General features: G+C 70.5%; 25 protein-coding genes. 15 read left to right on the top strand and 10 right to left on the bottom strand.

Annotated features, from left to right (window positions below; all coding sequences use genetic code 11):
- Both NJ4_RS21455 and NJ4_RS21450 read left to right on the top strand, forming a co-directional pair.
- Positions 1-749 (top strand): N-acetylmuramoyl-L-alanine amidase (locus NJ4_RS21455; RefSeq protein WP_157551280.1); only part of this gene is annotated, 749 nt, incomplete at its 5' end.
- A 65-nt stretch (positions 750-814) separates the two neighbouring features.
- Positions 815-1,720, top strand: a complete 906-nt coding sequence (locus tag NJ4_RS21450) for an alpha/beta hydrolase (RefSeq protein ID WP_067440242.1) — start codon at positions 815-817, stop codon at positions 1,718-1,720.
- 54 nt (positions 1,721-1,774) lie between these two features.
- On the opposite strand, the gene NJ4_RS21445 is transcribed toward NJ4_RS21450, so the two are convergent.
- Positions 1,775-2,194: a hypothetical protein gene (locus NJ4_RS21445; RefSeq protein ID WP_157551279.1), complete on the bottom strand. Its 420-nt coding sequence runs from the start codon at positions 2,192-2,194 to the stop codon at positions 1,775-1,777.
- Positions 2,195-2,643: 449 nt separating this feature from the next.
- On the opposite strand from NJ4_RS21445, the gene NJ4_RS21440 reads away from it, so the two are divergent.
- Entirely contained in the window at positions 2,644-2,790 is a 147-nt protein-coding gene (locus tag NJ4_RS21440) for a DUF1059 domain-containing protein (RefSeq protein WP_082749004.1), read from the top strand.
- A 193-nt stretch (positions 2,791-2,983) separates the two neighbouring features.
- Positions 2,984-3,886 carry a DUF559 domain-containing protein gene (locus tag NJ4_RS21435; protein ID WP_067440234.1) on the top strand — a complete coding sequence of 301 codons (903 nt, stop codon included), beginning with the start codon at positions 2,984-2,986 and terminating at the stop codon, positions 3,884-3,886.
- 240 nt (positions 3,887-4,126) lie between these two features.
- Here the strand turns inward: NJ4_RS21435 and NJ4_RS21430 are convergent, their stop codons facing one another.
- Together NJ4_RS21430 and NJ4_RS21425 are read right to left on the bottom strand one after the other, a co-directional pair.
- Positions 4,127-4,888 (bottom strand): SDR family NAD(P)-dependent oxidoreductase, encoded by a 762-nt coding sequence (locus tag NJ4_RS21430; protein ID WP_067440231.1) that lies wholly within the window; start codon positions 4,886-4,888, stop codon positions 4,127-4,129.
- Positions 4,888-6,069 (bottom strand): acyl-CoA dehydrogenase family protein, encoded by a 1,182-nt coding sequence (locus NJ4_RS21425; protein ID WP_067440228.1) that lies wholly within the window; start codon positions 6,067-6,069, stop codon positions 4,888-4,890. Before NJ4_RS21425 ends, NJ4_RS21430 begins: the two co-directional genes overlap by 1 nt.
- A gap of 135 nt (positions 6,070-6,204) precedes the next feature.
- Here NJ4_RS21425 and NJ4_RS21420 point away from each other — a divergent pair, with 135 nt between their 5' ends.
- From NJ4_RS21420 to NJ4_RS21400, 5 genes are all read left to right on the top strand, one after another.
- The gene (locus tag NJ4_RS21420) at positions 6,205-7,833 is read left to right on the top strand and encodes an AMP-binding protein (protein WP_217996950.1); all 1,629 of its coding nucleotides are present in this window, start codon (positions 6,205-6,207) and stop codon (positions 7,831-7,833) included.
- Positions 7,830-8,444 (top strand): TetR/AcrR family transcriptional regulator, encoded by a 615-nt coding sequence (locus tag NJ4_RS21415; RefSeq protein ID WP_067440222.1) that lies wholly within the window; start codon positions 7,830-7,832, stop codon positions 8,442-8,444. The genes NJ4_RS21420 and NJ4_RS21415 overlap by 4 nt, the downstream gene beginning before the upstream one ends.
- Positions 8,445-8,507: 63 nt before the next feature.
- Positions 8,508-9,167, top strand: coding sequence for a nitroreductase (locus NJ4_RS21410; protein ID WP_245644659.1), 660 nt, complete (start codon positions 8,508-8,510; stop codon positions 9,165-9,167).
- Positions 9,168-9,328: 161 nt separating this feature from the next.
- Entirely contained in the window at positions 9,329-10,642 is a 1,314-nt protein-coding gene (locus tag NJ4_RS21405) for an MFS transporter (RefSeq protein ID WP_067440217.1), read from the top strand.
- Between the two features lie 90 nt (positions 10,643-10,732).
- Positions 10,733-11,392 carry a hypothetical protein gene (locus NJ4_RS21400; RefSeq protein WP_157551277.1) on the top strand — a complete coding sequence of 220 codons (660 nt, stop codon included), beginning with the start codon at positions 10,733-10,735 and terminating at the stop codon, positions 11,390-11,392.
- A gap of 46 nt (positions 11,393-11,438) precedes the next feature.
- Here NJ4_RS21400 and NJ4_RS21395 read toward each other — a convergent pair whose 3' ends face one another.
- The 6 genes from NJ4_RS21395 to NJ4_RS21370 form a co-directional block, all read right to left on the bottom strand.
- Complete coding sequence (locus NJ4_RS21395) at positions 11,439-12,185, bottom strand: enoyl-CoA hydratase/isomerase family protein (RefSeq protein WP_067440211.1); 747 nt, start codon at positions 12,183-12,185, stop codon at positions 11,439-11,441.
- A 1-nt stretch (position 12,186) separates the two neighbouring features.
- Positions 12,187-13,365 (bottom strand): thiolase family protein, encoded by a 1,179-nt coding sequence (locus NJ4_RS21390; protein WP_067440208.1) that lies wholly within the window; start codon positions 13,363-13,365, stop codon positions 12,187-12,189.
- Positions 13,366-13,375: 10 nt separating this feature from the next.
- Complete coding sequence (locus NJ4_RS21385) at positions 13,376-14,221, bottom strand: 3-hydroxybutyryl-CoA dehydrogenase (RefSeq protein ID WP_082748997.1); 846 nt, start codon at positions 14,219-14,221, stop codon at positions 13,376-13,378.
- A 134-nt stretch (positions 14,222-14,355) separates the two neighbouring features.
- Positions 14,356-15,165 carry an SDR family NAD(P)-dependent oxidoreductase gene (locus NJ4_RS21380; RefSeq protein WP_067440203.1) on the bottom strand — a complete coding sequence of 270 codons (810 nt, stop codon included), beginning with the start codon at positions 15,163-15,165 and terminating at the stop codon, positions 14,356-14,358.
- Positions 15,162-15,668, bottom strand: a complete 507-nt coding sequence (locus tag NJ4_RS21375) for a nuclear transport factor 2 family protein (RefSeq protein ID WP_157551276.1) — start codon at positions 15,666-15,668, stop codon at positions 15,162-15,164. Before NJ4_RS21375 ends, NJ4_RS21380 begins: the two co-directional genes overlap by 4 nt.
- Positions 15,665-16,546 carry an LLM class F420-dependent oxidoreductase gene (locus tag NJ4_RS21370; RefSeq protein ID WP_067440201.1) on the bottom strand — a complete coding sequence of 294 codons (882 nt, stop codon included), beginning with the start codon at positions 16,544-16,546 and terminating at the stop codon, positions 15,665-15,667. The genes NJ4_RS21375 and NJ4_RS21370 overlap by 4 nt, the downstream gene beginning before the upstream one ends.
- Before the next feature lie 99 nt (positions 16,547-16,645).
- Between NJ4_RS21370 and NJ4_RS21365 the strand changes: the two genes are divergently transcribed.
- The 3 genes from NJ4_RS21365 to NJ4_RS21355 are packed head-to-tail and all read left to right on the top strand — an operon-like array spanning position 16,646 to position 19,755.
- Positions 16,646-17,296 carry a PaaI family thioesterase gene (locus NJ4_RS21365; protein WP_217996949.1) on the top strand — a complete coding sequence of 217 codons (651 nt, stop codon included), beginning with the start codon at positions 16,646-16,648 and terminating at the stop codon, positions 17,294-17,296.
- Positions 17,293-18,117 (top strand): SDR family NAD(P)-dependent oxidoreductase, encoded by an 825-nt coding sequence (locus NJ4_RS21360; RefSeq protein WP_067440199.1) that lies wholly within the window; start codon positions 17,293-17,295, stop codon positions 18,115-18,117. The genes NJ4_RS21365 and NJ4_RS21360 overlap by 4 nt, the downstream gene beginning before the upstream one ends.
- Positions 18,118-18,144: 27 nt before the next feature.
- On the top strand, positions 18,145-19,755 hold the full coding sequence (locus NJ4_RS21355; protein WP_067440196.1) for a class I adenylate-forming enzyme family protein: 1,611 nt from the start codon (positions 18,145-18,147) through the stop codon (positions 19,753-19,755).
- Positions 19,756-19,824: 69 nt separating this feature from the next.
- Here NJ4_RS21355 and NJ4_RS21350 read toward each other — a convergent pair whose 3' ends face one another.
- Positions 19,825-20,592 carry an IclR family transcriptional regulator gene (locus tag NJ4_RS21350; protein WP_067440193.1) on the bottom strand — a complete coding sequence of 256 codons (768 nt, stop codon included), beginning with the start codon at positions 20,590-20,592 and terminating at the stop codon, positions 19,825-19,827.
- Between the two features lie 179 nt (positions 20,593-20,771).
- On the opposite strand from NJ4_RS21350, the gene NJ4_RS21345 reads away from it, so the two are divergent.
- The 3 genes from NJ4_RS21345 to NJ4_RS21335 are packed head-to-tail and all read left to right on the top strand — an operon-like array spanning position 20,772 to position 24,347.
- Positions 20,772-22,367 (top strand): ABC transporter substrate-binding protein, encoded by a 1,596-nt coding sequence (locus NJ4_RS21345; RefSeq protein ID WP_067440190.1) that lies wholly within the window; start codon positions 20,772-20,774, stop codon positions 22,365-22,367.
- 5 nt (positions 22,368-22,372) lie between these two features.
- Positions 22,373-23,503, top strand: coding sequence for a steroid 3-ketoacyl-CoA thiolase (locus tag NJ4_RS21340; protein ID WP_067440248.1), 1,131 nt, complete (start codon positions 22,373-22,375; stop codon positions 23,501-23,503).
- 4 nt (positions 23,504-23,507) lie between these two features.
- The gene (locus tag NJ4_RS21335; protein WP_067440186.1) at positions 23,508-24,347 is read left to right on the top strand and encodes an SDR family oxidoreductase; all 840 of its coding nucleotides are present in this window, start codon (positions 23,508-23,510) and stop codon (positions 24,345-24,347) included.
- The last annotated feature ends 48 nt before the right edge of the window (positions 24,348-24,395 follow it).

Genomic DNA, 24,395 nt, shown 5'->3' with positions numbered 1-24,395 from the left:
CGTGTGCGGGCGCACTGCTGCCGTTGGCGCCGGTCGAGGCGCCGACGCGTCCGGCGGTCGTGGAGTCCCGGGCCCCGGCGGCCGAGCCGCTGGCCGGCAAGGTCATCGTGATCGACCCCGGCCACCAGCTCGGGAACGCGCGATTCCCCAGCCAGATCAACCGGCTGGTGCCCGCCGGCGGCTTCCTCAAGCCGTGCAACACGACCGGCACCGCGACCAACGGCGGCTACCCGGAGGCGACCTTCACCTGGCAGGTCGCCCGCGTGCTGCGCGCCCGGCTCCAGTCACTCGGGGCGCGCGTGGTGCTGACCCGTGCGTCCAACAGTGTCGACAGGTGGGGGCCGTGCGTCGACGTCCGCGGCAAGCGAGGCAACGCCCTGCACGCCGACCTGAAGCTCAGCCTGCACGGTGACGGATCGCTCTCGGGAGGCCGCGGCTTCCACGTGATCAGCCAGACCGACGCCTCTCCCACCCGCGACACCTACGCCCGTTCACGGCGTCTCGCGCTCGCGGTCCGGGCCGGGTTGCGCCAGCGGCGGATCCCGGTCGCCGACTACATCGCCGGCGGCGACGGGCTCGACTTCCGCCACGACCTCGGCACGCTCAACCTCTCCGACATGGCCACGGTGATGGTCGAGCTGGGCAACATGCGCTCGGCGGTCGACGCCCGTCGGATGACAACGCCTCGCGGGCGGTCGTCGTACGCCGCGGGACTGGTGCGGGGGGTCAGGTTGTTCCTGCGTCGCTGAGCCACTCGACCCACCCGGGGTGCGCGCTGCCGCGGTTCGGCCGGTCACGCCGATATCGTCGCTGCATGCCCTTGGACCCAGGTATCGCCGAGCTGCTCGACTTCATCGCCTCCGCCGGCAACGCGCCGATGCATGAGTCGTCGCCGGACGATGCGCGCAAGGCGTTCGCCTCGCTGGCCCAGATCGCCACGGCCCAGGCCGGTCTCGTCGAGGTGGCCTCGGTCGTGGACGCCAGCGCGGGCGACGTGCCGGTCCGGGTCTACCGCCCTTCCATCGAGGGCCCGGTGCCGACGATCGTGTTCCTGCACGGCGGAGGCTGGGTGGTCGGTGACCTCGAGACCCACGACAACGCCTGCCGCCGGCTGTGCCGCGACACCTCCTCAGTCGTGGTGTCGGTGGACTACCGCCTGAGTCCGGAGGCGCCGTTCCCGGCCGCAGTGATCGATGCGCTGACCGCCGCGCACGCGATCGCGCAGAACCTCGACGCCTACGGCGGCTCGCCGGTCTGGGCGGTCGCCGGCGACAGCGCGGGCGGCAACCTGGCGGCGATCGTGGCCCAGACGATCCCCGGAGCCGGCGCCCAGCTGTTGATCTATCCGGCGGTCGACGTGTTCGGCACCTATGCCTCGCGGGAGGAGAACGGCACCGGCTACTTCCTCGAGACGCCGCTGATGGAGTGGTTCGCCGGCCACTACGTGCAGTCCGAGGTCGCCATCGACGACGCCCGACTCTCGCCCCTGCACGGCGTACGACCCGACCTGCCGCCGGCGATCGTGGTCACCGCCGAGTTCGACCCGTTGCGCGACGAAGGCCTGGCCTACGCCGCGGCGTTGACCGCGGCTGGCGTACCCGTCGACTCGGTGACCTGCGCCGGCCTGATCCACGGGTTCGTCGACATGGCCGCCTTCTCGCCCGCAGCCGACGCCGCGATCGCCGAGATGAACCGCCGGCTCTCTGCGCTGCTGCACTGATGACGATGCGGGCCGAACTGATCTGGTGCGGCCCGCAGGGTCACCGGATCACGATCAGCCGCGGAGCCGTCCTGGTCCGTAGGTGAAGAAGTCGTGGGAGGGAACCTTGCCCGAGAAGTTCTCATACGTTCCCCTCCACCAGCTGATCTGCCCGTGGCGGGTCTTCTTGAACTGCGTCCTCACATTGCCGGTGATGTCGTAGCGGGTGATGCCCCTGGTGCAGTGCGCCCAGCGTCGCGGCCTGAGCTTGAACGAGCCTGCAGCGGCGTCAGTGGTGGAGACAGACTTCGCGAAGCTCACGCCCGCGGTCACCTTCGCCTTGGCGAAGATGACTCCTGCCTCTGCCTCGACCGAGGCACTGACCGTGAACGTCAGCGTCGAGGTCCGGGAGGACGAGCAGGTGTAGTTGATGCTCTGGCGGCGGAACTTGTTGAATGCCTCGTTCCGGTAGTCCACCTGGGTCCTCCGGTTCATCGTCTTGAGGCGTGCACAGGTTCGCCCGTAGCCAATCTTGTCGGCCCATGGCGCGAGCTTCCAGACCCGCCAGGCGCCACAGTGATACCTGCCGAGAGCCTGGCGCCGAGCCGCGGCGGGTGCTGCGGTGTGCAGACTCACCGGCGCGCTTGCGCTCGTGGTGGCGACAGGGGGTCCTGCCTGTGCCGGAACCGAAGACGTCGTGGCGACCAGACCGAGTAGGAGTGCGCCGATGAGCGCTGCGAGATGACGAGACATGGATTCCCCCGAATCATTTGCGACCCTGCCAGGAGTCCGTGAGAGTCACGACCTCTGTGGGTTGACGCAAGTTATCCCGAGACTGAGGCCCGGTCAAGGAACAGGCACGTCAGGGGCCGCCACTGCACGCGAGACATCGGATGGACTCGATGGTCCGCACTCCGGTGCGCCATGGTCGTAGGCTGGGCGCCATGAAGACGCAACTGCACTGCCCCTGTGGCGAGCACATCCGCGGCACCGACGAGGACGACCTGGTCGAGAAGACCCAGGCGCACCTGGCCTCCGAGCACCCCGGGATGACCTACGACCGCGAGCAGATCCTCTTCATCGCCCACTGACCTGGGCTCGCCGTGTGCCGCAGTCGCGGACCGGGCGACAGGTAAGTGTGTGCGAGGCAGCCACTGCTCTCGCTCAGTCGACCGCAGGCGGGGGCCACTCACCTGTCCTGTGGTCCCCGCCTCGGCGGGCAACGAGTCGCCGCCCTGTGGAGAACCGTTCGCGCGATCCCGGCGATGACCCGAGACTGAGTCGATGGATCCGCTCTACGCACTGCAACAGCTCGGAGGCTTCGCCGACGCGCGCGTCCTGCGGCAGTGCTGCCGCAAGCGTCAGCTGGCAGAGGCGGTGCGCGAGGGACGCATCGTGACCGTCGGACCGGGCAAGTACGCCGTTCCCGGGCTGGAGGCCGCGTGGCGTGAGGCGCACCGGCTCGACGGAGTGGTGTCCGGGCGCAGTGCCGCCCAGTTCTGGGACCTCAGTCTCAAGCTGGTGCCCGGGGAGGTGGTCATGCCGGTGGTGACCGTGCCCAACAAGCGCAAGGTGGCACGAGAACGCCGCGAAGGTGTGGATCTGAAGTGGCGCGATCTCCCAGCGGAGGGAGTACTCGCCGAGACGTTGCCCGCGGCGCCGGGAGCCCGTGGCCGGGTGACCACGCTCGCCCAGACCGTTGTCGACTGCTGTCGTGACCTGCCCGAGATGGACGCGCTCTGCGTCGTCGATGCCGCGTTGCGGCGCGGTGTGTCGCCCGAGCAGCTGCTGGCCGCGTCGGAGAGGTCGTCACGTCAGGTTGCGCCCCGGGTCGGCCGACTGATCCGGCGTGGGGACGGTCGGTCTGCCAATGCGTTCGAGACGTGTCTTCGCCACACCGCCACGCAGGTGGACGGGTTGACGGTGGTGCCGCAGGTTCAGATCGGGCGGCACCGGGTCGACCTCGCGGACACCGCCCTGCGCATCGTGATCGAGGCGGAGTCGTACACCTGGCACGGCAACAAGACGATGTTCCGCTCCGACACCCGGCGCTACACCGAACTGGTGATCGGCGACTGGATGGTGCTGCGCTTCGTCTGGGAGGACGTCGTACTCAAGCCGGGCTGGGTGCAGGCCGAGCTGACGCGGGCGGTCGGCGTACGTCGTGGACGCCTGCAGGCGGGCTGACCGGACCGTGCGACAGGTAAGTCGGTCTCGGTCCGGCGCTGCTGAGCGCGAGCACGTGCTCTGATCGCGGCAGTTACCTGTCGAGCGGTCCGCGTGCCGCCCTCCCCCCAACCTGCCAGCCGGAGGGAGGACGGGCCGCCCTCCCACCAACCTGCCGGCCGGAGGGAGGACGGGCCGCCCTCCCCCCAACCTGCCGGCCGGAGGGAGGACGGCCAAGAGCGCGTGGCTGGGCCGCCAGCGTCAGCGGGGCGCCATGCGCAGGGCGCCGTCCATGCGGACGACCTCGCCGTTGATGTAGTCGTGGCTGATCAGGAACAGCGCCAGGTCGGCGTACTCGGACGGCTTGCCCAGGCGCGCCGGGTTGGGTACGCCGGCAGCGAGGCCGGCCCGGAACTCCTCGGAGACGGTGGCCAGCATGGGCGTCTCGACGATGCCGGGGGCGATCGTGTTGACCCGGATGCCGTGCTGGGCCAGGTCGCGCGCGGCCGGCAGGTTGAGGCCGACGATGCCGCCCTTGGAGGAGGCGTACGCCGCCTGGCCGATCTGCCCCTCGAACGCGGCGACGGAGGCGGTGTTGATGACCACGCCGCGCTGGTCGTGCTCGAGCGGTTCGGTGGCGGCGATCTTCTCGGCGGCCAGGGCCAGCACGTTGAAGGAGCCGATCAGGTTGATCTGCACGATCTTGGCGTAGAGCGCGAGGTTGTGGACGCCCTTCTTCGACAGGATGCGGGCCGAGGGGCCGATGCCGGCGCAGTTGACCACGATGCGCAGGGGAGCGGTCGGGTCGGCGGCAGCCTGGTCGACGGCCTCCTGGACCTGTGCCGGGTCGGTCACGTCGACGCCGACGTAGTGCACGCCGTCCACGGCGGGCGCGTTCTCGATCGCCGAGGGGAGATCGAAGGCGAAGACGGTCGCCCCACGACCTGCGAGGGCGGCGGCGGTGGCCGCACCCAGTCCGGACGCTCCGCCGGTGACGATCGCCGCGGTGTTCTCGACCTGCATCAGTTGCTCTCCTTGATGGTTCCGTTGTTGTCCTTGGCCAGCGCCCGGCTGATCACCATGCGCTGGATCTGGTTCGTGCCTTCGAAGATCTGCATGACCTTGGCCTCGCGCATGTAGCGCTCGACCGGGAAGTCACGGGTGTAGCCGTAGCCGCCGAGCACCTGGACGGCGTCGGTGGTGACCTTCATGGCGTTGTCCGTGGCGACCATCTTCGCGATTGACGCCTCGCGGCTGAACGGCAGCCCCCGATCCTTGAGGCGGGCGGCGTGCAGCACCATCGCGCGGGCGGACTGGATCGCGGCCTCCATGTCGGCCAGCACGAACGCCAGGCCCTGGTGGTCGATGATCTTCTTGCCGAAGGTCTCGCGGGTCTTCGCGTAGGCCACCGCCTGGTCGAGCGCCCCCTGGGCCAGGCCGGTGGCCACGGCAGCGATGCCGAGGCGACCCGAGTCGAGACCGGCCAGCGCGATCTTGAGGCCGTCGCCCTCGTTGCCGAGCAGCCGCTCCGCGGGAATGCGTACGTCGTCCAGCCGCATCGTGGTCGTCGAGGAGCCGGTCAGGCCCATCTTCTTCTCGGGCGGATCAGCCGTGAAGCCGGCCGTGTCGGCGGGGATGAGGAAGCAGGAAATACTGCGGCTGCGGTCCCCAGAATCACCTGGCGTACGGGCCATCACCTTGTAGAAGTCGGCGTTGCCGCCGTGTGTGGTCCACGCCTTCGCACCGTTCAACACGTAGGAGTCACCGTCACGCCGCGCGGTGGTCTTCATCGCGGCCGGGTCGGAGCCGGCGTGCGCCTCGCTGAGGCAGTAGGCGCCGAGCAGCTCGCCGCCGAGCATGTCGGGCAGCCACGCGCGCTTCTGCTCGTCGGTGCCGTGCTCGACGAGCCCGAAGCACGACAGGGCGTGCACCGAGACGCCGACGCCGACGCTCGACCAGACCGAGGCGATCTCCTCGAGCACCTGGAGGTAGACCTCGTAGGGCTGGCCGCCGCCGCCGTACTCCTCGGAGTAGGGCAGGCCGAGCAGGCCGGAGCGGCCGAGCAGTGTGAAGACGTCGCGCGGGAAAGTCTCGGTCGCCTCGTCCTGGGCCGCGCGCGGCAGCAGCTCCTTGGTGGCGAGGTCGCGGACCAGCTTGAGCAGGTCGGCGGCTTCCTCGGTGGGCAGGACGCGGCTGGCGGGCATGGGCACTCCTGTGGCTTGGCTCAGATATTGATACTGTGGATGAGTCTAGAGTACTAATATGAGTACGATCTTGTCACGACGGAGTGACTCACCAGACCCCAGGACCGAGAGGGACTCATGACGCCGGACGCCCGCGTGACTCAACTGCTGGACATCTTCGACGCGCCGGAGGTGAATCTCGGCGACGTGCTCTGTGACACGCACCCGGCCGACGCGGTCGCGTTCACCGTCGTCCAGCCGGACCTGTCCACGCTCGACCTGACGTACGGCGACCTCGCCGAGAGCTCGCGTCGCTTCGCCGCCCACCTCGCCGACCAGGGTGTGAAGCCGGGTGACCGGGTGGCCACGCTGATGGGCAAGTCGGCCGACCTGGTCACCGTCATCCTCGGCATCTGGCGCGCCGGCGCCGTGCACGTGCCGCTGTTCACCGCCTTCGCCACCCCGGCGATCGCGCTGCGCCTGGACGGGAGCGACGCGAAGCTCATCGTCTGTGACGCCGACCAGCGCGCCAAGCTCAACCCCGGCGAGGACCTTCCCGCTGATCCGGCGTGGCAGGTCATCGTGGCCGGCGACCGGGTCGCGTCGGGCGACCTCTCGCTGACCGACGTCCTCGCCCAGGCCGACCCGGCCGCCGCGCCGAGCGTCGTCGTCGCCGGAAGCGCCGAGTTCGTGCGGCTCTTCACCTCGGGCACGACCGGAACCCCCAAGGGCGTGCCGATCCCGGTCAAGGCGCTGGCCACGTTCGTGGTCTACCTGGAGTACGGCCTCGACGTCACCGCCGAGGACGTCTACTGGAACGCCGCCGACCCCGGCTGGGCCTACGGTCTCTACTACGGCATCGCCGGACCGCTCGCCGCCGGACGCCGCAACATCCTGCTGCAGGCCAAGTTCACCCCGGAGACCACCTGGCAGGTGATCCAGTCGCTCGGTGTCACCAACCTGGCGGCCGCGCCGACCGTCTTCCGGTCGCTGCGCAGCGCCGAGACGCCAGCCCCGGCCGGGCTCGCGCTCCGCCGGATCTCCAGCGCCGGCGAGCCGCTCAACCCCGACGTCGTCGCCTGGGGTGCCGAGGTTCTCGGCGCGGCCATTCACGACACCTACGGCCAGACCGAGCTCGGCATGTCGATCGTCAACGGGTGGCAGGACGACGTGGCCGGCGAGCTGCGGCACGGCTCGATGGGCCGGCCGATGCCCGGGTGGGCGGCCGCCGTGCTCAAGGAGGACGTCGACGAGCCCGCCGAGCCCGGCGAGCTCGGCCGGGTCGCCATCGACCTCGAGGGCAGTCCGCTGATGTGGTTCACCGGCTACGTCGACGCCCCCGAGAAGACCGCCGAGCGGTTCAGTGCCGACGGGCAGTGGTACTACACCGGCGACGCGGGCTCGGTCGACAAGGACGGCTACGTCTACTTCTCCTCACGCGACGACGACGTGATCATCATGGCCGGCTACCGAATCGGACCGTTCGAGGTCGAGAGCGTGCTGGTCGGCGACCCGCGGGTCCAGGAGGCGGCCGTGGTCGGCGTTCCGGACGAGCTGCGTGGCGAGGTTCTCGAGGCCTTCGTGGTGATGGCCCCCGGTGCCTCGGGTGGTGCGGACCTGGTCGACGAGCTCAAGCAGCGGGTCAAGACCAAGCTGGCCGCACACGCCTACCCGCGTGTGGTGCACGTCGTCGCCGAGCTCCCGAAGACACCCTCGGGCAAGATCCAGCGCTTCCAGCTGCGCGCGCAGCGGGCCGCCGAGCTGCAGACGGTCTCGCCGTCATGAGCGCAGGTACGCCGACCGGTCCCGACCGCGCGGCGCGTGGCCCGGGCCGTCGGCGTACCGCCCGCCAGCTCGACCTGCTGGACAGGCTCGTCGACCTGATGACCAGCGAGGGCTTCTCGGAGTTCACCCTCGACGACATCGCCACGCGCATGCGGTGCTCGAAGACGACGCTCTACGCGCTCGCTCCGTCGAAGCCGGAGCTCGTCGTCGAGGTGGTCAAGCAGTACTTCCGCAACTCGGTTCCCCGCATGGAGGAGTCGGTGGCCGCGGTCGAGGCACCGGCAGACCGCGTCACGGCGTACCTCCTTGCCGTGGCCGACTACCTCGCCCCGCTCTCGCGGGACTTCATGGACGACCTGGCCACGTTCGCACCCGCCGCGGAGGTCTACCGCACCAACACGATCGCCGCGGCCAACCGGATCCGCGACCTGATCGCGGAGGGCATCGCCGCCGGCCAGTTCCGCGCGGTCAACGCGGCGTTCGCTGCCGAGATGGTGGCGGCGACGATGTTCGAGATCCAGCGCGGTGAGTTGTTCGCGCGCCTGGAGATGAGCGACTCCGAGGCCTACACCGAGCTCGCCTCGCTGGTCGTCGGCGCCCTCACCGTCTGAGCTGTCCCAGCAAACCGGACTCGCACGTGGCACGTTCGAGCCCGCCAACGAACAGGAGTGATGGTGGAGTTTCACAGTGTTCTGGAAGAGCGTTGGAGCTGCCGCGCCTTCACCGCCCAGGAAGTGCCGGAGGCGACCCTGCGCCAGGTCTTCGCGCTCGCCCAACGAACGGCGTCGTGGTGCAACACCCAGCCGTGGCAGGTGCACCTCGTCAGTGGCGAGGCGCGCGAGCGACTGGCCAAGGGTCTGGTCGAGTCGGTGGTCTCCGGATCGGGTGGGTCCGACCTGCCGATGCCGGGTGGCTACGTCGGCGTCTACCAGGAGCGTCGCCGCGAGGCCGGCTACGCGCTCTACGAGAGCCTCGGCATCGCCAGGGAGGACCGCGAGGCGCGTGATCTCCAGATGCTGAAGAACTTCAGCTTCTTCGACGCTCCCCATGTCGCGATCATCACCACCGACGCCGACCAGGGTGTCTACGGGGCCATCGACTGCGGTGGCTACGTCGCCAACCTGCTCAACGCCGCCCATGAGCTGGGGGTTGCGACGATCCCGCAGGCGGCCGTCGCCATGCAGTCACCGACCGTGCGCGAGGTGCTCGACCTGCCCGAGGACCGCCTGGTCGTGTGCGCGGTCTCGCTCGGCTTCGCCGACGCCGATCACCCGGTCAATGCCTTCCGGACCAGCCGCGCCACGGTCGAGGACTCGGTCGTCTTCGTCTCCTGAGTCCGACCAGTCCGACCCAGTCCGACCACTCCGACCAGTCCGTGGCCGGCGCGGCGTACGACCCACTCGCGACGCGGCGTCCCGAGTTCGTGGGCCCGGCAAGGAATTGACCAGGGCCGTGCCGTGTTGTGCGCACTGTGATGGCCAAAGACGCACGACGAGTGTCCGTGCTGCTCGGGCTGCTCTTCGGCCTCGCCGGCATGGGCTCCTCCTCCGCGGCGATCGCGCTGCCACTGATCTCCGACGACCTCGGTGTCAGCGTCGGCGTGAGCGCCTGGACGATCACGCTCTACGCACTGATGCTCGCGGTCACGACCGCCGTCTACGGACGGGTGGCCGACCTGGTCGGCGTACGCCTGCCGTTGCTGGTGGGTGTCGCCCTGATGACCGGTGGTGCCATCGTCTCGGCACTGGCGCCGAGCTTCGACGTGCTGCTGGTGGCCCGGCTCCTCCAGGGCGCGGGGGCGGCCGCCGTTCCGACGCTGGGCATTGCGGTGCTGAGTGCGCGGTACGACGGTGAGATCCGCGGCCTGGCCTTCGGCCGGCTGGCCGGGATCGCCGCCGCGCTGAGCTGTCTCGGGCCGCTCATCGGCGGTGTCGTGGAGAGCCAGTTCGGCTGGCGTGCGGTGATGGCGTTGCCGATCCTCGGACTCCTGGTGATCCCGTTCCTGTGGCACGCGCTGCACAACGAGGGCACCGGGGCGCGGCTCGACATCATCGGCGCGGTGCTCGTCGCAGCCACGGCCGCGGGCGTGGTGCTGCTGGTGCAGTCCCCGTCGACCGGAATGACGGTTGCGGTCGCCGGCGTCGTCCTGCTCGTCCTCGGTACGCCGGCAGTGGCGCTCCGGGTCCGCCACCGACCGCACGGGTTCCTGCCGATGTCGGTGATCACGAACCCTGTCGTGGTGCGCAGCGCACTGGCCGCGATGGCCATCCCCGCCGCCTGGTTCGCGCTGTTGATCGCCATCCCCGCGGTGCTCGTCGGCCATGGCTGGCAGCCGTGGCAGGTCGGGCTGCTGATGGTGCCCAGTGCGGCGGTCGGTCTGGCCACACCCCGCTTCGCGGGCCCGCTGCTGACCCGGATCGGCGGCCCCGCGACTCTGGCCGTCTCCGGCGTGCTGGTCTCCGTCGCGATGGTGGTGGCGGCTGTCGGGGCCCACCAGGTCTGGTCGCCGGTGCTGCTGCTCGCCGTCATGCTCGCGACCGTCTCGTTCGGTCTCGGCCAACCCGCGCTCAGCGCGGCGGTCGGCGACGCCGTCCACGTCGACGTACGTGGTGTCGCGCTGGGCGTCGCCACCCTGTTGTTCCTGGTCGGAGGCTCCGTCGGATCTGCCGTCGTCGGAGGGTTGGGCGACGTCGTCGGCATCGACTGGAGCCTGGTCGTCCTGGCCGTGCTTCCCATGCTCGGGCTGGCCGTTCTGGTGCCGATGCTGCGCGATCGGCCCGGCGTCCTCGCGGCCCACGACTCCCTCTGAGCCCGGCGCCACCATCTGGCCCGCCCACCTGGATCTGACCAGCACGCGGATGTGGGTGCGCACTGCAGCGCAACGGCTTACCGTATGGGCATGCGGATCGACTGGGTGCCTGCTTCGGCGGCCTCGTTGGTGGCCGGTGTCACGGCACTGGGGCTCGGGGCGACCCTGATGCCCGCGGGTGACAGCCCGGCGGACTCGCTGCACATGATCGAGCAGGAGGACTTCCGCTGGCTCGCCGTGTCCGTGTTGTTCTTCGTCGCGGCCGTGGGGATGACGCTCGGGTTGCCCGCCGTGCTGACCCTGACCCCGAACCGCGGTTCGACCCTCGGACTGCTCGGTGTCGCGGTCTTCCTGATCGGCTGCCTGGGCACCGCCGGGTACGCCATGCTTCTGGCGTTCTTCCGTGCACTGGCCCTGAGCGATGCCGTGCGTGCGGAGGCGCTCGATGACGTGGTTGCCGACCCGGGACTCAGTGGCTACCTGTTCGCCTGGGTGGCCGCGTTCTACGTCGGCGAACTGCTGCTCGCCCTCGCCCTGTTGCGCGCGCGGACGACGCCGCGGTGGATACCGATGCTTCTGGTCGCACACGTGGCCACGCTGCCGCTGGGTGCCCTGATCCCCTTCCTCGGCGCATCGTGGACGATCGTGCTGCTGGCGGTCGGATTCGCCGGGATCGCCATCTCGGCCAACAACCGCCAGAACGTCATCGGCACCACCGGGCTCCTCGTCTCCGCCCGATCGCGGTCGTAGCCGGACTGCAGCGGTAGCCGGACCGCAGCGGTAGCCGGACCGCAGCTCAGCGCTTGGCGAAGCCAGACAGCAGTCGGCGGGCGTCGTCGGTGCCGACGGCCTCGGCGATGGTGACCGCCTCGTCGCGCCCGACAGAAGCCCGATCGGACTCCCACGAGTTGCGGATCAGCCGACGTGCCTGGCCCAGGGCGAAAACGGGGCCGGCCGCCAGCGTCGTGGCCAGCTCGAGGGCACGGTCTGGGCCGGCGACCTCGGTGACCAGGCCCCAGTCGAGTGCCACGTCGGCGGTGATCGGGGTGTTGGTCAGCGCCATGTGGAGGGCGCGCTGTTGACCGACCGCGCGGGGGAGCAGCCATGAGACGCCGCAGTCGGGGGTCAGGCCGACCCCGGGGTAGGCGATCACGAACTTGGTGCCCGGCTCGGCCACCACGAGGTCGCAACTGAGCATCACCGCGAGACCAGCCCCGGCGACGGCACCCTGGACGGCGCCGATGACGGGCTTCTCGAGCGCGGTGAGCTCCTGCAGCGCGCCGTCCAGTGCGCCGGCGAGCTCGAGCAGGTACGCCGACTGGTCGTCCGAGGCGACCATCGAGGCGACGTCGCCACCGGCACAGAATCGCTTGCCGGCACCGGTCACGAGGACGGCGCGGACGTCATCATCAGCGGCCGCAGACTTGATCGCCGCCGACAGCGCATGGGCGGTGGGCAGGTCGACCGCGTTGGAGACCTCGGGGCGGTTGAGCTCGATGCGGGCCACGCCGTCGGTGACGGCGTAGGAGACAAGGTCGGTCACGTCAGATCCTCCGGAACAGGGCAGCCAGGGCCTGGCCGCCACCGATGCACATGGTCACGATGCCCAGCTCGAGGTCGCGGCGCACAAGGTCCTTGGCCACCCGCAGCGACAGGATCGCCCCGGTCGCGCCGACCGGGTGGCCCAGCGCGATCGCGCCGCCGTACGGGTTGACCTGCTCGGGGTCGAGCTTCGCGTCGCGGATCACCGCGACGGCCTGCGAGGCGAACGCCTCGTTGAGCTCGATCGAGCCGATGTCGGAGGGCTTCGTGCCGGTCTTCTCGAAGAGGTTCTGCAACGCGAGCACGGGGGCGTAGCCCATCAGCTCGGGCTCCATCGCCGCAGTCGCGACGGCCTCGATGGAGACCAGTCCGGTCAGGCCGCGCTCGGCGGCCACCGACTCACGGGCGAGTACGACGGCCGCGCCGCCATCGTTGATGCCGGAGGCGTTGCCGGCCGTGACCGTGCCGTCCTTGGCGAACGCGGGACGTAGTCCGGCCAAGGTCTCGAGGGTGGTGCCGGGCTTCGGGTGCTGGTCCTCGGTGACGGTGAACGGCTTGCGGCCACCCACCTCGACCGGGGTGATCTCCTCCGCGAACGCGGCCTTGGCGGCCTCGCTGGCGGCGCGCTGCTGGGAGAGCAGGGCGAACTCGTCCTGCTCCTGGCGCGAGACGGCGTACTTCGCGGCGACGTTCTCGGCGGTGACGCCCATGTGGATGTCGTGGAACGGGTCGGTCAGCATCATCACGGTGCCGTCGACCAGCGACCGGTTGCCGAGCTTGTAGCCGTTGCGGGCACCGAAGTCGTAGAACGGCATACGGGTCATGGACTCGTCGCCGCCGGCCAGGGTGAGGCCGAGGCCGTTCCAGCGCATCTCCATGGCGGCCGACCAGATGGCCTGCAGTCCCGAGCCGCACAACCGGTTGACGGTGTAGGCGGGCACGTTCTTCGGCAGGCCGGCCGTTATCGCGACCCGGCGGGCGTTGTAGGCGTCGGGCCCGACCTGGCCGATGCAGCCCATCACCACCTCTTCGATGTCGGCACCGTCGACGCCGGCGCGGCTCAGGGCCTCGCGGGCAGCGGTCGCGCCGAGCTCGAAGCCGGGCACGTCCTTGAACACTCCGCCGAAGCTGCCGACCGGCGTGCGGGCGCCGTCGACCAGGACGATCTTCTCGTCTGTCATGGTCCCTCGTTCAGTTGTAGGTGTAGAAGCCGCGGCCGGTCTTGCGGCCCAGCAGCCCGGCGTCGACCATGCGGTTGAGCAGCGGCGGGGCAGCGTACAGCGGCTCCTTGAACTCCTCGTAGAGCGACTCGGCGACGGCCTTGGTGGTGTCGAGGCCGATCAGGTCGGCCAGCGCGAGCGGCCCCTGCGGGTGCGCGGCGCCGAGCACGAGCCCGCGGTCGATGTCGTCGGCGGTGGCGAAGCCCGACTCCATCATCCGGATCGCGGAGAGGATGAACGGGATCAGCAGCGCATTGACCACGAAGCCCGCGCGGTCCTGGCAGTCGATGGCCTCCTTGCCGAGGACGTCCTGGACGAACGCGCGCGAGCGCTCGGTGACCTCGGGCGAGGTGACGATGGAGGGCACCAGCTCGACCAGCTTGAGCACCGGCACCGGGTTGAAGAAGTGGATGCCGAGCACGTTCTGCGGGCGCTCGGTGACCACGCCGAGCTTCATGATCGGGATCGAGGACGTGTTGGAGGCCAGGATCGCGTCGGGGTTGGTGACGATCTTGTCGAGCTGGCGGAACAGGTCGGTCTTGGCGTCCTCGTCCTCGACGATTGCCTCGACGACGAGGTCGCGGTCGGCGAGGTCGTTGAGGTCGGTGACCACGCGGATGCGGCCGAGCACGTCGGCGGCCGAGTCGATCTTGCCCTTGGCCTCGGCGCGCTGCAGCGACTTCTCCAGCCGCGCGCGACCCGCGTCAGCGGCGGCCTGGCTCGATTCGGCGACCACCACGTCGAGCCCGGCACGGGCACAGACCTCGGCGATGCCTGCCCCCATCAGACCGCAACCGACTACTCCGACCTTCTGCACAACGCACTCCTCAGGTTTGTGTTCCCACCGACGTTATCGGCTACCAATCGGTAATCAGTAGGACGTCCAACTAGTGACGCACAGGCCTCGACCGGAGACCCGACCGGGTCGCTTCCCGGGGCAGGTTCGCCGGGTCAGGGGCGGTCGGGCATGTTGGTCCAGCCCTTGCCGTCGACCCGGCCGTACCAGCCCGACGCGGCGAGCGTGCCACCGTCGACCGGCACGGTGTGGCCGGTGACGAACCTGGCCTCGTCCGAGGCCAGGAAGGCGACCACCGAGGCGTAGTCGTCGACGTGGCCGTAGCGCCCCAGCGGCAGCCAGTGACGGACCAGGTCGGGGTCGCGGCCACGCAGCATCGCCGAGGCCGAGGTCTGCGGGGTGTCGGCGAGGTCGGGGGCGATCGCGTTCACCCGCACGCCGTGACGCCCGACCTCGACGGCCAGACTCTTGGTGAACGCCGAGACCCCGGCGTTGTACGCCGAGTAGGCGGCGTGGCCCGGGATGCCCCGGAACGCCTCGACCGTCGAGGTGTTCACGATCGCGCCCGACCCCTGCTCGACCATGATCGGCAGAAGCGCATGGGTCAGCTTCAGCACGTGCAGCAGGTTCAGGTCATAGAGGCGCTGCCACTGGTCGGGCGTGCTGTGCAGGAAGGTCTTGGAAGCGGGCCGGAAGTCGCCGACGTTGTTGACCAGCACGTCGACCCGTCCCTGCTCCCGCACCGCCGCGACGATCCGGTCGATGACGGCGTCGTCCACGACGTCGCCGACCACCGGCACGACCCGGCCGCCGGCGGCCTCGATCTCGGCGCACGCGGTCTCGGCGGCCGCTCCGTCGATGTCGTTGAGGATCACCACGTCACCGTCGGCGGCGAGCCGGCGGCTGGTGGCGCCCCCGATGCCGAGTGCGCCGCCGGTGACGACCGAGACCCGTTGCTGGCTCATGCGTCGCTCCTGGTGCTGCGGGCGGCCTTCACGGGGGAGATCGCGACGAAGGTGACGGTCGCGGCCCGGCTGACGATCAGCCAGGCCGAGCCGTCGCGGCGGTAGGTGTCGCGGTAGGTGATCGCCCAGGTCACGTCGTGCAGCACGTCGTCCCGCCGGCTGACGTGGTGCGCGAGGCAGGCGACGCGACCGGTCGCGGTGTCGTCGTCGGCGCCAGTGTCGAAGACCTCGCCGGTGACCGCGTGGAACGTCGCCTCGAGACCCTCGAGCCCGGACAGCGCCTGCTGAATCGCGGTGTGGCCCCGGTGCTCGTCGCACGGGTCGAGCGAGGCGAGTGGTGCGGCGGTGGTCAGCACCCCGTCGTCGGTGAAGAGGGCCGCGACGCGGGCGGGCTCCCGGTCGTCGACGTGGGCGGCGTAGCGGTGGACGAGGTCGCGCAGCGCCACCCGGTCACTGGTGGAGAGGCCGGTCACGGCGGGCCGACTCACGACGGGCCCGGTCACGACAGGCCCAGTCGATCGGCGCAGGCGGAGAGCTCGTCACGCGCCCGGTCGAGGTCGGCGGTGTCCGAGGCTGCGAGCACGACCCGGTCCGCGCCCTGGGCGGCGAGACGATCGGCCCTGCCCTGGTCGATCTTGGTCACGAGGTGACCCAGTGACAGCTCGAGGGCTGCGGGGTCGCGACCCGCCCGCTCGGCCTCGGTCCTCATCAGCTTGACCAGCGCGGCCAGCTCCTCGCCGACCACGCCCAACGGCTGGAGGCCGTCGCCGTACCGACCGGCACGTCGCGCCGCGGCCTTGCTGTGGCCGCCGATGTGCAGAGGGACGCCGCCGGGCTGGGCGGGCTTCGGGTAGGACATCGCGCCGTCGAAGTCGAAGAACTCCCCGTGGTGGTCCGCGCCGTCGGGTGATGCGTCGGCCCACAGCTCGCGGAGCACCTGCAGCTGCTCGTCCGCGCGGCGGCCACGGGAATCGAACGGGGCGCCACAGGCCTCGATCTCCTCCTTCATCCAGCCCATCCCGACGCAGATTCTCAGTCGACCGCCGGAGAGCCGGTCGAGGGTGGCCAGTCGCTTGGCCAGCACCACGGGGTGATGGTTCGGAAGGACCAGCACGCCCGTGGCCAGGCCCAGCGTCGTGGTCCGACCGGCCAGGAACGCCAGCAGGTCGAGCGGATCGGGGATGTCGAGGTCGTCGGCGAGCTCCATCTTCCCGGACGCGTCGTAGGGATAGACGCTGGAGTAGCGGCTCATCACCAGTGCGTGCTCGACGACGACCAGCGACTCGAAGCCGCAGGCCTCGACGTGCTGCGCGTAGGCGGTCATCCACGTGGGATCGGCGGTGGTTCCGGCAGAGGTGGGCGCGATCACGGCGTACTTCATGGGGGTGAACGTAGGCGCCGTGCCGACCAGCGGCGTCCCTGTTCCCGGTGGCTGGGAGCGGAGTGGTGCCACCTCACCGCCGGCCACTAGAAACAGTGCGTGTCCACCACCCGCGAGACCGTGCCCGCCGCCCGTGAGAGCTTGGAGCCAACCCCTGTGACAGACCCCGAGCGCCGGGCCGCGACCATGGAGCTGGTGGAGGCGACGCGGGCGCTGATGCTCGCCGTGGCCACCACGGACCTGCCGGTCGACGACGTCGTCGCGGCGACGAAGGAGATCGCGGGTGTGGCCGACCGGCTCGGCGCCGAGGCCCGGACCCGGGTGCTCCGCACGCCGTTCGAGGTGCCCGCGCGACTGCGTGAGGCGGGTGAGCCGTGGCGCACCTACGGGGTGAACCCGTTCGGCATCCCGCTCGAGATCCACTTCGACGGGGACACCGCGCGGGCCACGCTGATCGGCGACGCGCTGCTGGAGGGCCCGCCTGACCACCTGCACGGGGGCTTCTCCGCGCACCTGATGGACTGCCTGCTGGGCAGCCTCGTCCAGGGCACCGGCGAAGAGTCCGTGACCGGCTCGCTCGACCTGCGCTACCTGAGTCGTACGCCGCTGGACGTGCCGCTCGACCTGCACGCCGAGATCACCGGGCGCAGCGGACGGAAGATCCACGCCACGGGCTGGATCGAGCACGAGGGTGTCCGGTGCGTCGAGGCGACCGGGCTGTTCATCACGATCGCGGGTGCGAGCGCATGACCTATGAGCTGACCGGCCTCGACGGCAAGGTCGCGGTCGTGACCGGCGCCGGGCGGATGCGCTCGATCGGCCGCCAGATCGCGGTCGAGCTGGCCCGCGCCGGCTGCGACGTGGTGGTCACCGGCACCGGGCGTACGCCGGCCCATCGTCCGCCCGACGAGCAGGAGGCGGGGTGGCGCGACATCGACTCGGTGGTCGACGAGATCCGCTCACTCGGACGCCGCGCCCTGCCCGTCGTCTGTGACGTCTCCGAGCCCGACGCCGTCGAGGCCCTGCTGGCCGCCACGCTCGCGGAGCTCGGCCGGGTCGACGTACTCGTCAACAACGCCGCGGCCTCCCGGGGTGGCGACCGTGGGCCGCTGCTCGACCTCGACGTCGCCGACTTCGACCGGGTGGTCCGGATCAACCTGCGCGGCACGTTCCTGATGACCCAGGCCTTCGCGCGTGCGTTCGTCGAACGCGGTGGCGGTGGCAGCATCCTCAACATCTCCTCGATCGGCGGCAAGCTGTCGGGTCCGGGCACCGGCGTCTACTCGGCGTCGAAGGCCGGCGTGCAGTCGTTGACCTCGACCGCGGCCAAGGAGCTCGGCCAGCACGGGATCCGGGTCAACGCACTCTGCCCGGGCGTCACGGCCACGAGCCGGCTCGACGACTGGGCGCCCGACGCCTGGGAGACCTACGTGCGGGCCAACCTGCCGTTGGGTCGGGTCGGCGAGCCGGTCGAGATCGCCCACGCCGCCGTGTTCCTGGCCAGCGACCAGGCCGCGTGGGTGACGGGTCAGTGCTGGAACATCGACGGTGGCCAGCTCACCGTCCGGTGAGCCCACCACTTCTCAAAGGACGTACGGATGACTCCCCGCGAGCAGGCAATGGCCCGGCTCACCGGCCCAGGTCAGCGCTTCGAGCTGCACGAGGAGCCGGTGCGCGGCGTGCCGATGCAGGTGTTCCGCAACCGGCACCGCAGCCTGACCGAGCTGCTGCATGCCTCGGCCGCCTTCGGCGACGCTGACTACCTCGTCACCGCCGAGGGCCGGTTGACGTTCGCCGAGCACCACCTGGCGGTCGCGGCCCTGGCCACCGCACTGCGTGAGGAGTACGACGTCCGGCCCGGCGACCGGGTCGCGTTGTGCGGCGCCAACTCGACCGAGTGGATCGTCGGTTTCTGGGCCACGGTCGCGCTGGGTGCCGTGGCGGTCGGTGTGAACTCGATGTGGGTCGCCGACGAGATCGCCCACGGCCTCGACCTCACCGAGCCGAAGGTTGTCCTCGCCGACGGCCCGCGCGCGGCCCTGGTGCCCGACGGGTTGCGGGTGCTCCGGTTCGAGACCGACCTGCCCGCCCTGGTGTCGCGGCACCGCGGAGCGGCGATGCCCGCGGTCGACGTCGACGAGGACGACCCCGCGGTGATCCTGTTCACGAGTGGCACCAGCGGCCGGTCGAAGGGTGCCACGCACTCGCACCGCAACGTGCTCTGCGCGGTCTGGTTCCACCTGCTCAACGACGCGGTCGCCACCGAGCTCGGCTTCCCGCCGAGCCACCGCCGCTACCTGCTGGCCACGCCGCTGTTCCACATCGCCGGGTTGCACAACCTGGCGATCGTGCGACTCGCGGTCGGCGACACCGCCGTCCTTCACCTGGGTCGCTTCGACATCGACGCCGTGCTGCGGCTGATCGAGAAGGAGAGAATCACCAACTGGGGTGCGGTTCCGACCATGCTGACCCGGTTGTTGGAGTGCGACCTGACGGCGTACGACCTCTCCTCGTTGCGTGCCCTCTCGGTCAACAGTGCCCCGTCCGCGCCGGTGCTCAAGGAGCGGCTGCGTGCGGCCCTGCCGGTGGCTGGTGCCGCACTGGGGACGACGTACGGCCTGACCGAGTCGTCGACCGGCGCAACCCTGGCCACCGCCGCTGATCTCGAGGTGGACCCCGAATCGGTGGGCAGCCCGGTGGTGACCCTGCAGATCGAGGTGCGTGACGCGGCAGACGCCGTGGTGCCCGACGGGGTCGAGGGCGAGGTGTGCCTGCGCGGGCCTCAGATGATGCTGGGCTACTGGCGCAACCCCGAGGCCACCGCCGCGTCCGAGGCGCCCGACGGCTGGTTCAGGACGGGCGACCTGGGCTGTCTGGTCGACGGCCACCTGCGCCTCTCCAGCCGGCGCTCCGACCTGATCCTGCGCGGCGCGGAGAACGTCTACCCGGCCGAGGTCGAGAACCAGCTGGCGCTGCTGCCCGACGTGATCGAGTGCATCGTGCTCGGCGTCCCTGACCCCGACATGGGGCAGGCAGTGGCGGCCTCGGTGGTGGTGCGACCCGGCAGTGGCGTGGATGAGTCGACGCTGCGGGCGCACCTGGCACCGCGGCTGGCCAGGTACAAGACGCCGACGGTGTGGCAGATCGGCACCGAGCCGCTGCCACGCAATGCGACCGGCAAGGTGAATCGGCGCGAGATCACCTGGTGACCGTGCGGGTCGGGGCCGTGCGGTCAGCGCAGCGGCGTACGTCGACCCGCGTGCGCCGACCGGGCGCGGTCAGCGGCGGCCGGTCCAGCCGGGGAACATGGCCAGGCTGATCTGTCGGGCGGCCCGGGCCACCTGGGGCGCCAGCGCATCGAGTCGCAGGTGGCGTCGACTGGCCACGCCGATCGCCCCGATGGCGCCTCCCGGCGAGAGGATCGGGGCCGCGACCGCGTTGATGCCCATCGGACAGGTCTGCGCGGGCGACTGGACGATGCCGTGGCGACGCCGGGCCGCATCGAGCTGCTGGTGGAGCGTCGGCAGCCGGTGGCTGCGGTTCTCCTGCGCGAGCAGGACGTCGACCTGCTCGGGTGAGAGGCCGGCCAGCAGCACCCGACCGCTGACGCCGCGGTCGGCGGCGATCCGCTTGCCGACGCCGGTGACCGGGATGCTGTTGCGCAGTGCCCCGCCGATCTTGTCGAGGTAGTGCACCCGGCCGCCTTCGAGGACGCCGAGGTGGGCCACCGCACCGGTGGTCTCGTGCAGGTCGTGGAGGGTGTCGGAGGCCGCCGAGCGGAGGGTGGCGTGGGTCTGGGCCTGCGCGCTGAGGGCCAGGACCCGCGGGCCGAGGCGGTAGCCGCAGACGGAGTGCTCGAGCCAGCCGAGGTCCACGAGCTGGGTGATCAGCCGGAACGCGGTCGAGCGGGGCAGGCCGGTGGCTTCGGTGATGTCCTCGAGGAACATCACCTCGGGCCCGTCGACGAAGCTGTCGAGGATCCAGGTCAGCCGTTCGGCGACTCCCGGTCGTGGTGTGGGTGTCGGTTCGATCTGCAGCACGCTCATGGGCGCCCTCCGTTCCTCCCGAGGATGTGAACCTAACACTTGCTTGGTCGGCTTGTCGCCGGGTATCGGCCTCGGCTCTCGCTGGGTGGGAGTGACCTCGATGCCGGCGCCGACGGCTTGGTTGGCTGCATGGATCGGGAGCCGCACGGATCCCCTGGACGTGGAAGGACTCCACCCGGATGACCACCATCAACCGCCGCCTGTCCGGCGCGCTGGCGCTCGTGCTCGCCGCGGCAGCGCTCACCTCGTGCGCCTCGGGCGACGACACCGAGAAGAAGCACGGCGACGCCGCGACCTACCAGACCGGCCTGGTCAACATCGCCGACGCCGGCGACCCGAAGTCGGGCGGCACGCTCACCTTCGGCGCCTACTCCGAACCGGCCGTGCTCGACCCCGCCGAGACGATCGTGGCCGGATCGACCGGTGGTCTCGAGATGTCGGCGATCTACGACGTGCTGATGCGTTGGAACAGTGCCGACAACACGGTGCAGCCACAGCTGGCCGAGAGCCTCGAGCACAGCGACGACTACACGACCTGGACCCTCAAGCTGCGTGACGGCGTGAAGTTCAGCGACGGCACGACGCTCGACGCGGCAGCGGTGAAGTTCAGCATCGAGCGCTACGTGCGCCTCGGCGCGGACGAGGCGATGCTGTGGAGCGACAACGTGAAGTCGGTCTCCGCGACCGACCCGTTGACGGTCGAGTTCGAGCTCACCACCAAGTGGCCCAGCTTCGACTACATGCTCACCACGGGCCCGGGCATGATCGTGGCCAAGTCGGCCGGCGAGGGCGAGAAGTTCAAGCCGGTCGGTGCCGGCGCCTTCACCCTCGCCTCGCACAAGCCGGCCGAGAGCATCGAGCTGAAGGCCAACAAGGGCTACTGGGACGGTGCCCCCAACCTCGACGGCATCAAGGTCGTCTTCCTCAACGACCCGAGTGCGACGTACGACTCGTTCAAGGCCGACGAGCTCGACGCCGCGTTCACGCGGGAGCCCGACCTGGTCGACGAGGCCGTGCAGGCCAAGCAGAGCGGCTTCCTCAACATGGTCTCGCTCGGCAGCGTGGCCGTGATCAACGGACAGGACGGGCACCCGGGCAGCGACCCGCGCGTGCGCCAGGCGATGCACATGGCGATCGACCCGACGGTGATCGCCGACCGGTCGTACGGCGGCGCCGGGCTGCCCAGCAACGAGGTCTTCCCGAACTCCTCGGTGTGGCACACCGACGTGAAGCCGCTGCCCTATGACCCCGAGGCCGCGACGAAGCTGGTCGAGCAGGCCAAGGCCGACGGCTTCGACGGCAAGGTGACCTATCTCGACGCCTCCGACGCGGCCTCGAAGGAGACCGCGCTGACCGTCAAGGCGTTCCTCGAGGCGGTCGGGTTCACCGTCGAGCTGGACCTGGTCTCCAACGTGCAGGAGCAGATCCAGAAGGTCGCCGTCGACCGCAACTACGACGTCGCCGGGTGGGGGATCAGCTGGCGCGAGGCCGGGCCCTACGGTCGGATGTTCGCCACGCTCCACAGCGAGGGCAACCTCAACGTCGGCATGCCCACCGGCCCCGAGCTGGACGCACTCTTCGACGAGTTCCAGGCGGCCGAGACCGAGGACGAGCAGCGCGAGATCATGGGCCGGATCCAGACCCAGTGGAACGACCAGGTGCCGGCGCTGATCTTCAGTCCGACCGGTGAGTTCCTGATGTGGAACAAGGACGTGCACGGCATCGTCGACACCACGAACAGCATGGTGCTGCTCGACAAGGCGTGGATGGGCTGATCGAGATGGGCAACCCAGTCATCGTCGACGCCGCGCGGACGCCGTTCGGCCGGCGGGGAGGTGCCCTGTCAGGGGTGCACGCCGTCGACCTGCTGGCCCGGACTCAGGCGTCCCTGCTGGAACGCGCCGGTGTCGACCCGGCGCTGGTCACCGAGGTGATCGGCGGCTGCGTCACCCAAGCGGGTGAGCAGTCGGGCAACGTGGTCCGGTTCGCCTGGCTGCACGCGGGGCTCCCGGAGGAGACGGGGGCCACCACCCTCGACGCCCAGTGCGGGTCGGCGCAGCAGTCGGTGCACCTGGTCGCCGCACAGATCGCGGCCGGGCTGATCGACGTCGGGATGGCCTGTAGGGTGGAGGCGATGTCGCGGGTGCCGTTGCTGTCGAACCTGGGCGACGTCGGGCGCCCCCGCCCGGATTCCTGGACGGTCGACCTGCCCGCGCAGTTCGAGGCGGCCGACCGGATAGCGGCGCGGCGTGGCCTGACCAGGGAACAGCTCGACGACTTCGGACTGCGTTCCCAGCAGCGTGCCCGGGCGGCGTGGGACGGCGGCGTCCTGGACCGCCAGATCCTCCCGGTCACCCTGCCCGACGGTTCGATCCTCACCCGTGACGAAGGACTGCGCGAGACCAGTGCCGAGGCGCTGGCCGGGCTCAGGCCGATCCTGGAAGGCGGGCTGCACACGGCGGGCACCTCCTCCCAGATCTCCGACGGAGCCACCGCGGCACTGCTGATGGACGAGGACCGGGCGCTCGCGCTCGGACTCAGGCCCCGGGCCAGGCTGCTCTCCCAGGTCCTGGTCGGTGCCGAGCCGAGCTTCCTGCTCGACGGTCCGGTGCGGGCTGCTCAACGCATGCTGGAGCGGACCGGGATGAAGATCGGTGACATCGACCTCTTCGAGGTCAACGAGGCCTTCGCAGCCGTCCCCATGTCGTTCGCCCGGGTGCACGACGTTGATCCTGATCGCCTCAACGTCAACGGCGGTGCGATCGCGCTCGGCCATCCCGTGGGATCCACAGGCATCCGGTTGATCGCGACGGCCGTCGACGAGCTGGAGGCCCGCGACGAGACCATCGCCCTGGTGGCCATCTGTGCCGGAGGCGCCCAGGCCACCGGTGCGATCATCGAGCGGATCTGAGGCCATGACCGGACGACGCAGGATCGCGCTGGTGACCGGTGCCAGTCGAGGCATCGGTCGCAGCACGGCGCTCGCTCTCGCCGGTGACGGCCACGACGTCGCCTTCACCGCTCGCACCGTCAACGAGGGTGAGGGCTCGGTGCCGGGTCGGACCTCGCGAGAGGCCGGCATACGCCATGTCGTGCCGGGCAGCCTGTCCTCGACGACCGCGGCGATCGAGGCACTCGGCGTACGGGCCCTGCCCCTGCGGATGGACCTGGCGGATCCGGCCGGGCCGGAAACCGCCGTCGCCACGCTGCTCGGGCAGTGGGGCGCGCCGACGGTGCTGGTGAACAACGCCGTGCACCACGTGCCGCACGCGCGCTTCCTCGAGCTCGACCCCGAGGACCTCCTGGACAGCCTGGAGTCGAACCTCGTGCGGCAGGTGGCGCTGGTGCAGGCGCTGCTGCCGGCCATGGTCGCCGCGGGCGGAGGCATCGTCGCGAACATGTGCTCAGGGTCGGCGACGATCGATCCGCCGGGTCCTCCCGGTGAGGGCGGCTGGGGTCTGGCCTACGCCGCGGCGAAGGCCGGGTTCGGCCGGATCGCGGGTGCGGTGAATGCGGAGTTCCGCGACCGGGGCATCCGTGCGTTCAACCTGGAACCGGGATTCGTGGTGACGGAGTCGGGACGGGCGCGGGGTGGCACCGACCAGATCGAGGCTCGCGGCTTCACCGGGGCGCCGGTCGAGGCATCGGGCAGGGTGATCGCCTGGCTTGCCCGCTCGGACCACGACGACCCGGAGGCCAACGCGCTGCTGGGCACCGTCATCGACGCCCCGCGGCTCGCTGCCGGCCTGCCCTGAGCCGCGCTCGTCGAGGCTCGGTCGGGGAGCCCGGGCGCCCGGGAGCCC

The organism is Nocardioides jensenii JCM 1364 = NBRC 14755, from assembly GCF_001552535.1.
Taxonomy (GTDB): Bacteria; Actinomycetota; Actinomycetes; order Propionibacteriales; family Nocardioidaceae; genus Nocardioides; species Nocardioides jensenii.
The sequence above is the reverse complement of the archived record's forward strand: the minus strand, read 5'-3'. Positions and strand labels throughout refer to the sequence as shown.

Excerpts from the sequence above, each read along its gene's own strand:
- NJ4_RS21450 (WP_067440242.1), top strand. The coding sequence starts at position 815 with ATGCCCTTGGACCCAGGTATCGCCGAGCTGCTCGACTTCATCGCCTCC.
- NJ4_RS21445 (WP_157551279.1), bottom strand. The coding sequence starts at position 2,194 with ATGAACCGGAGGACCCAGGTGGACTACCGGAACGAGGCATTCAACAAG.
- NJ4_RS21440 (WP_082749004.1), top strand. The coding sequence starts at position 2,644 with ATGAAGACGCAACTGCACTGCCCCTGTGGCGAGCACATCCGCGGCACC.
- NJ4_RS21435 (WP_067440234.1), top strand. The coding sequence starts at position 2,984 with ATGGATCCGCTCTACGCACTGCAACAGCTCGGAGGCTTCGCCGACGCG.
- NJ4_RS21430 (WP_067440231.1), bottom strand. The coding sequence starts at position 4,888 with ATGCAGGTCGAGAACACCGCGGCGATCGTCACCGGCGGAGCGTCCGGA.
- NJ4_RS21425 (WP_067440228.1), bottom strand. The coding sequence starts at position 6,069 with ATGCCCGCCAGCCGCGTCCTGCCCACCGAGGAAGCCGCCGACCTGCTC.
- NJ4_RS21415 (WP_067440222.1), top strand. The coding sequence starts at position 7,830 with ATGAGCGCAGGTACGCCGACCGGTCCCGACCGCGCGGCGCGTGGCCCG.
- NJ4_RS21400 (WP_157551277.1), top strand. The coding sequence starts at position 10,733 with ATGCGGATCGACTGGGTGCCTGCTTCGGCGGCCTCGTTGGTGGCCGGT.
- NJ4_RS21390 (WP_067440208.1), bottom strand. The coding sequence starts at position 13,365 with ATGACAGACGAGAAGATCGTCCTGGTCGACGGCGCCCGCACGCCGGTC.
- NJ4_RS21380 (WP_067440203.1), bottom strand. The coding sequence starts at position 15,165 with ATGAGCCAGCAACGGGTCTCGGTCGTCACCGGCGGCGCACTCGGCATC.
- NJ4_RS21370 (WP_067440201.1), bottom strand. The coding sequence starts at position 16,546 with ATGAAGTACGCCGTGATCGCGCCCACCTCTGCCGGAACCACCGCCGAT.
- NJ4_RS21360 (WP_067440199.1), top strand. The coding sequence starts at position 17,293 with ATGACCTATGAGCTGACCGGCCTCGACGGCAAGGTCGCGGTCGTGACC.
- NJ4_RS21355 (WP_067440196.1), top strand. The coding sequence starts at position 18,145 with ATGACTCCCCGCGAGCAGGCAATGGCCCGGCTCACCGGCCCAGGTCAG.
- NJ4_RS21350 (WP_067440193.1), bottom strand. The coding sequence starts at position 20,592 with ATGAGCGTGCTGCAGATCGAACCGACACCCACACCACGACCGGGAGTC.
- NJ4_RS21345 (WP_067440190.1), top strand. The coding sequence starts at position 20,772 with ATGACCACCATCAACCGCCGCCTGTCCGGCGCGCTGGCGCTCGTGCTC.
- NJ4_RS21340 (WP_067440248.1), top strand. The coding sequence starts at position 22,373 with ATGGGCAACCCAGTCATCGTCGACGCCGCGCGGACGCCGTTCGGCCGG.
- NJ4_RS21335 (WP_067440186.1), top strand. The coding sequence starts at position 23,508 with ATGACCGGACGACGCAGGATCGCGCTGGTGACCGGTGCCAGTCGAGGC.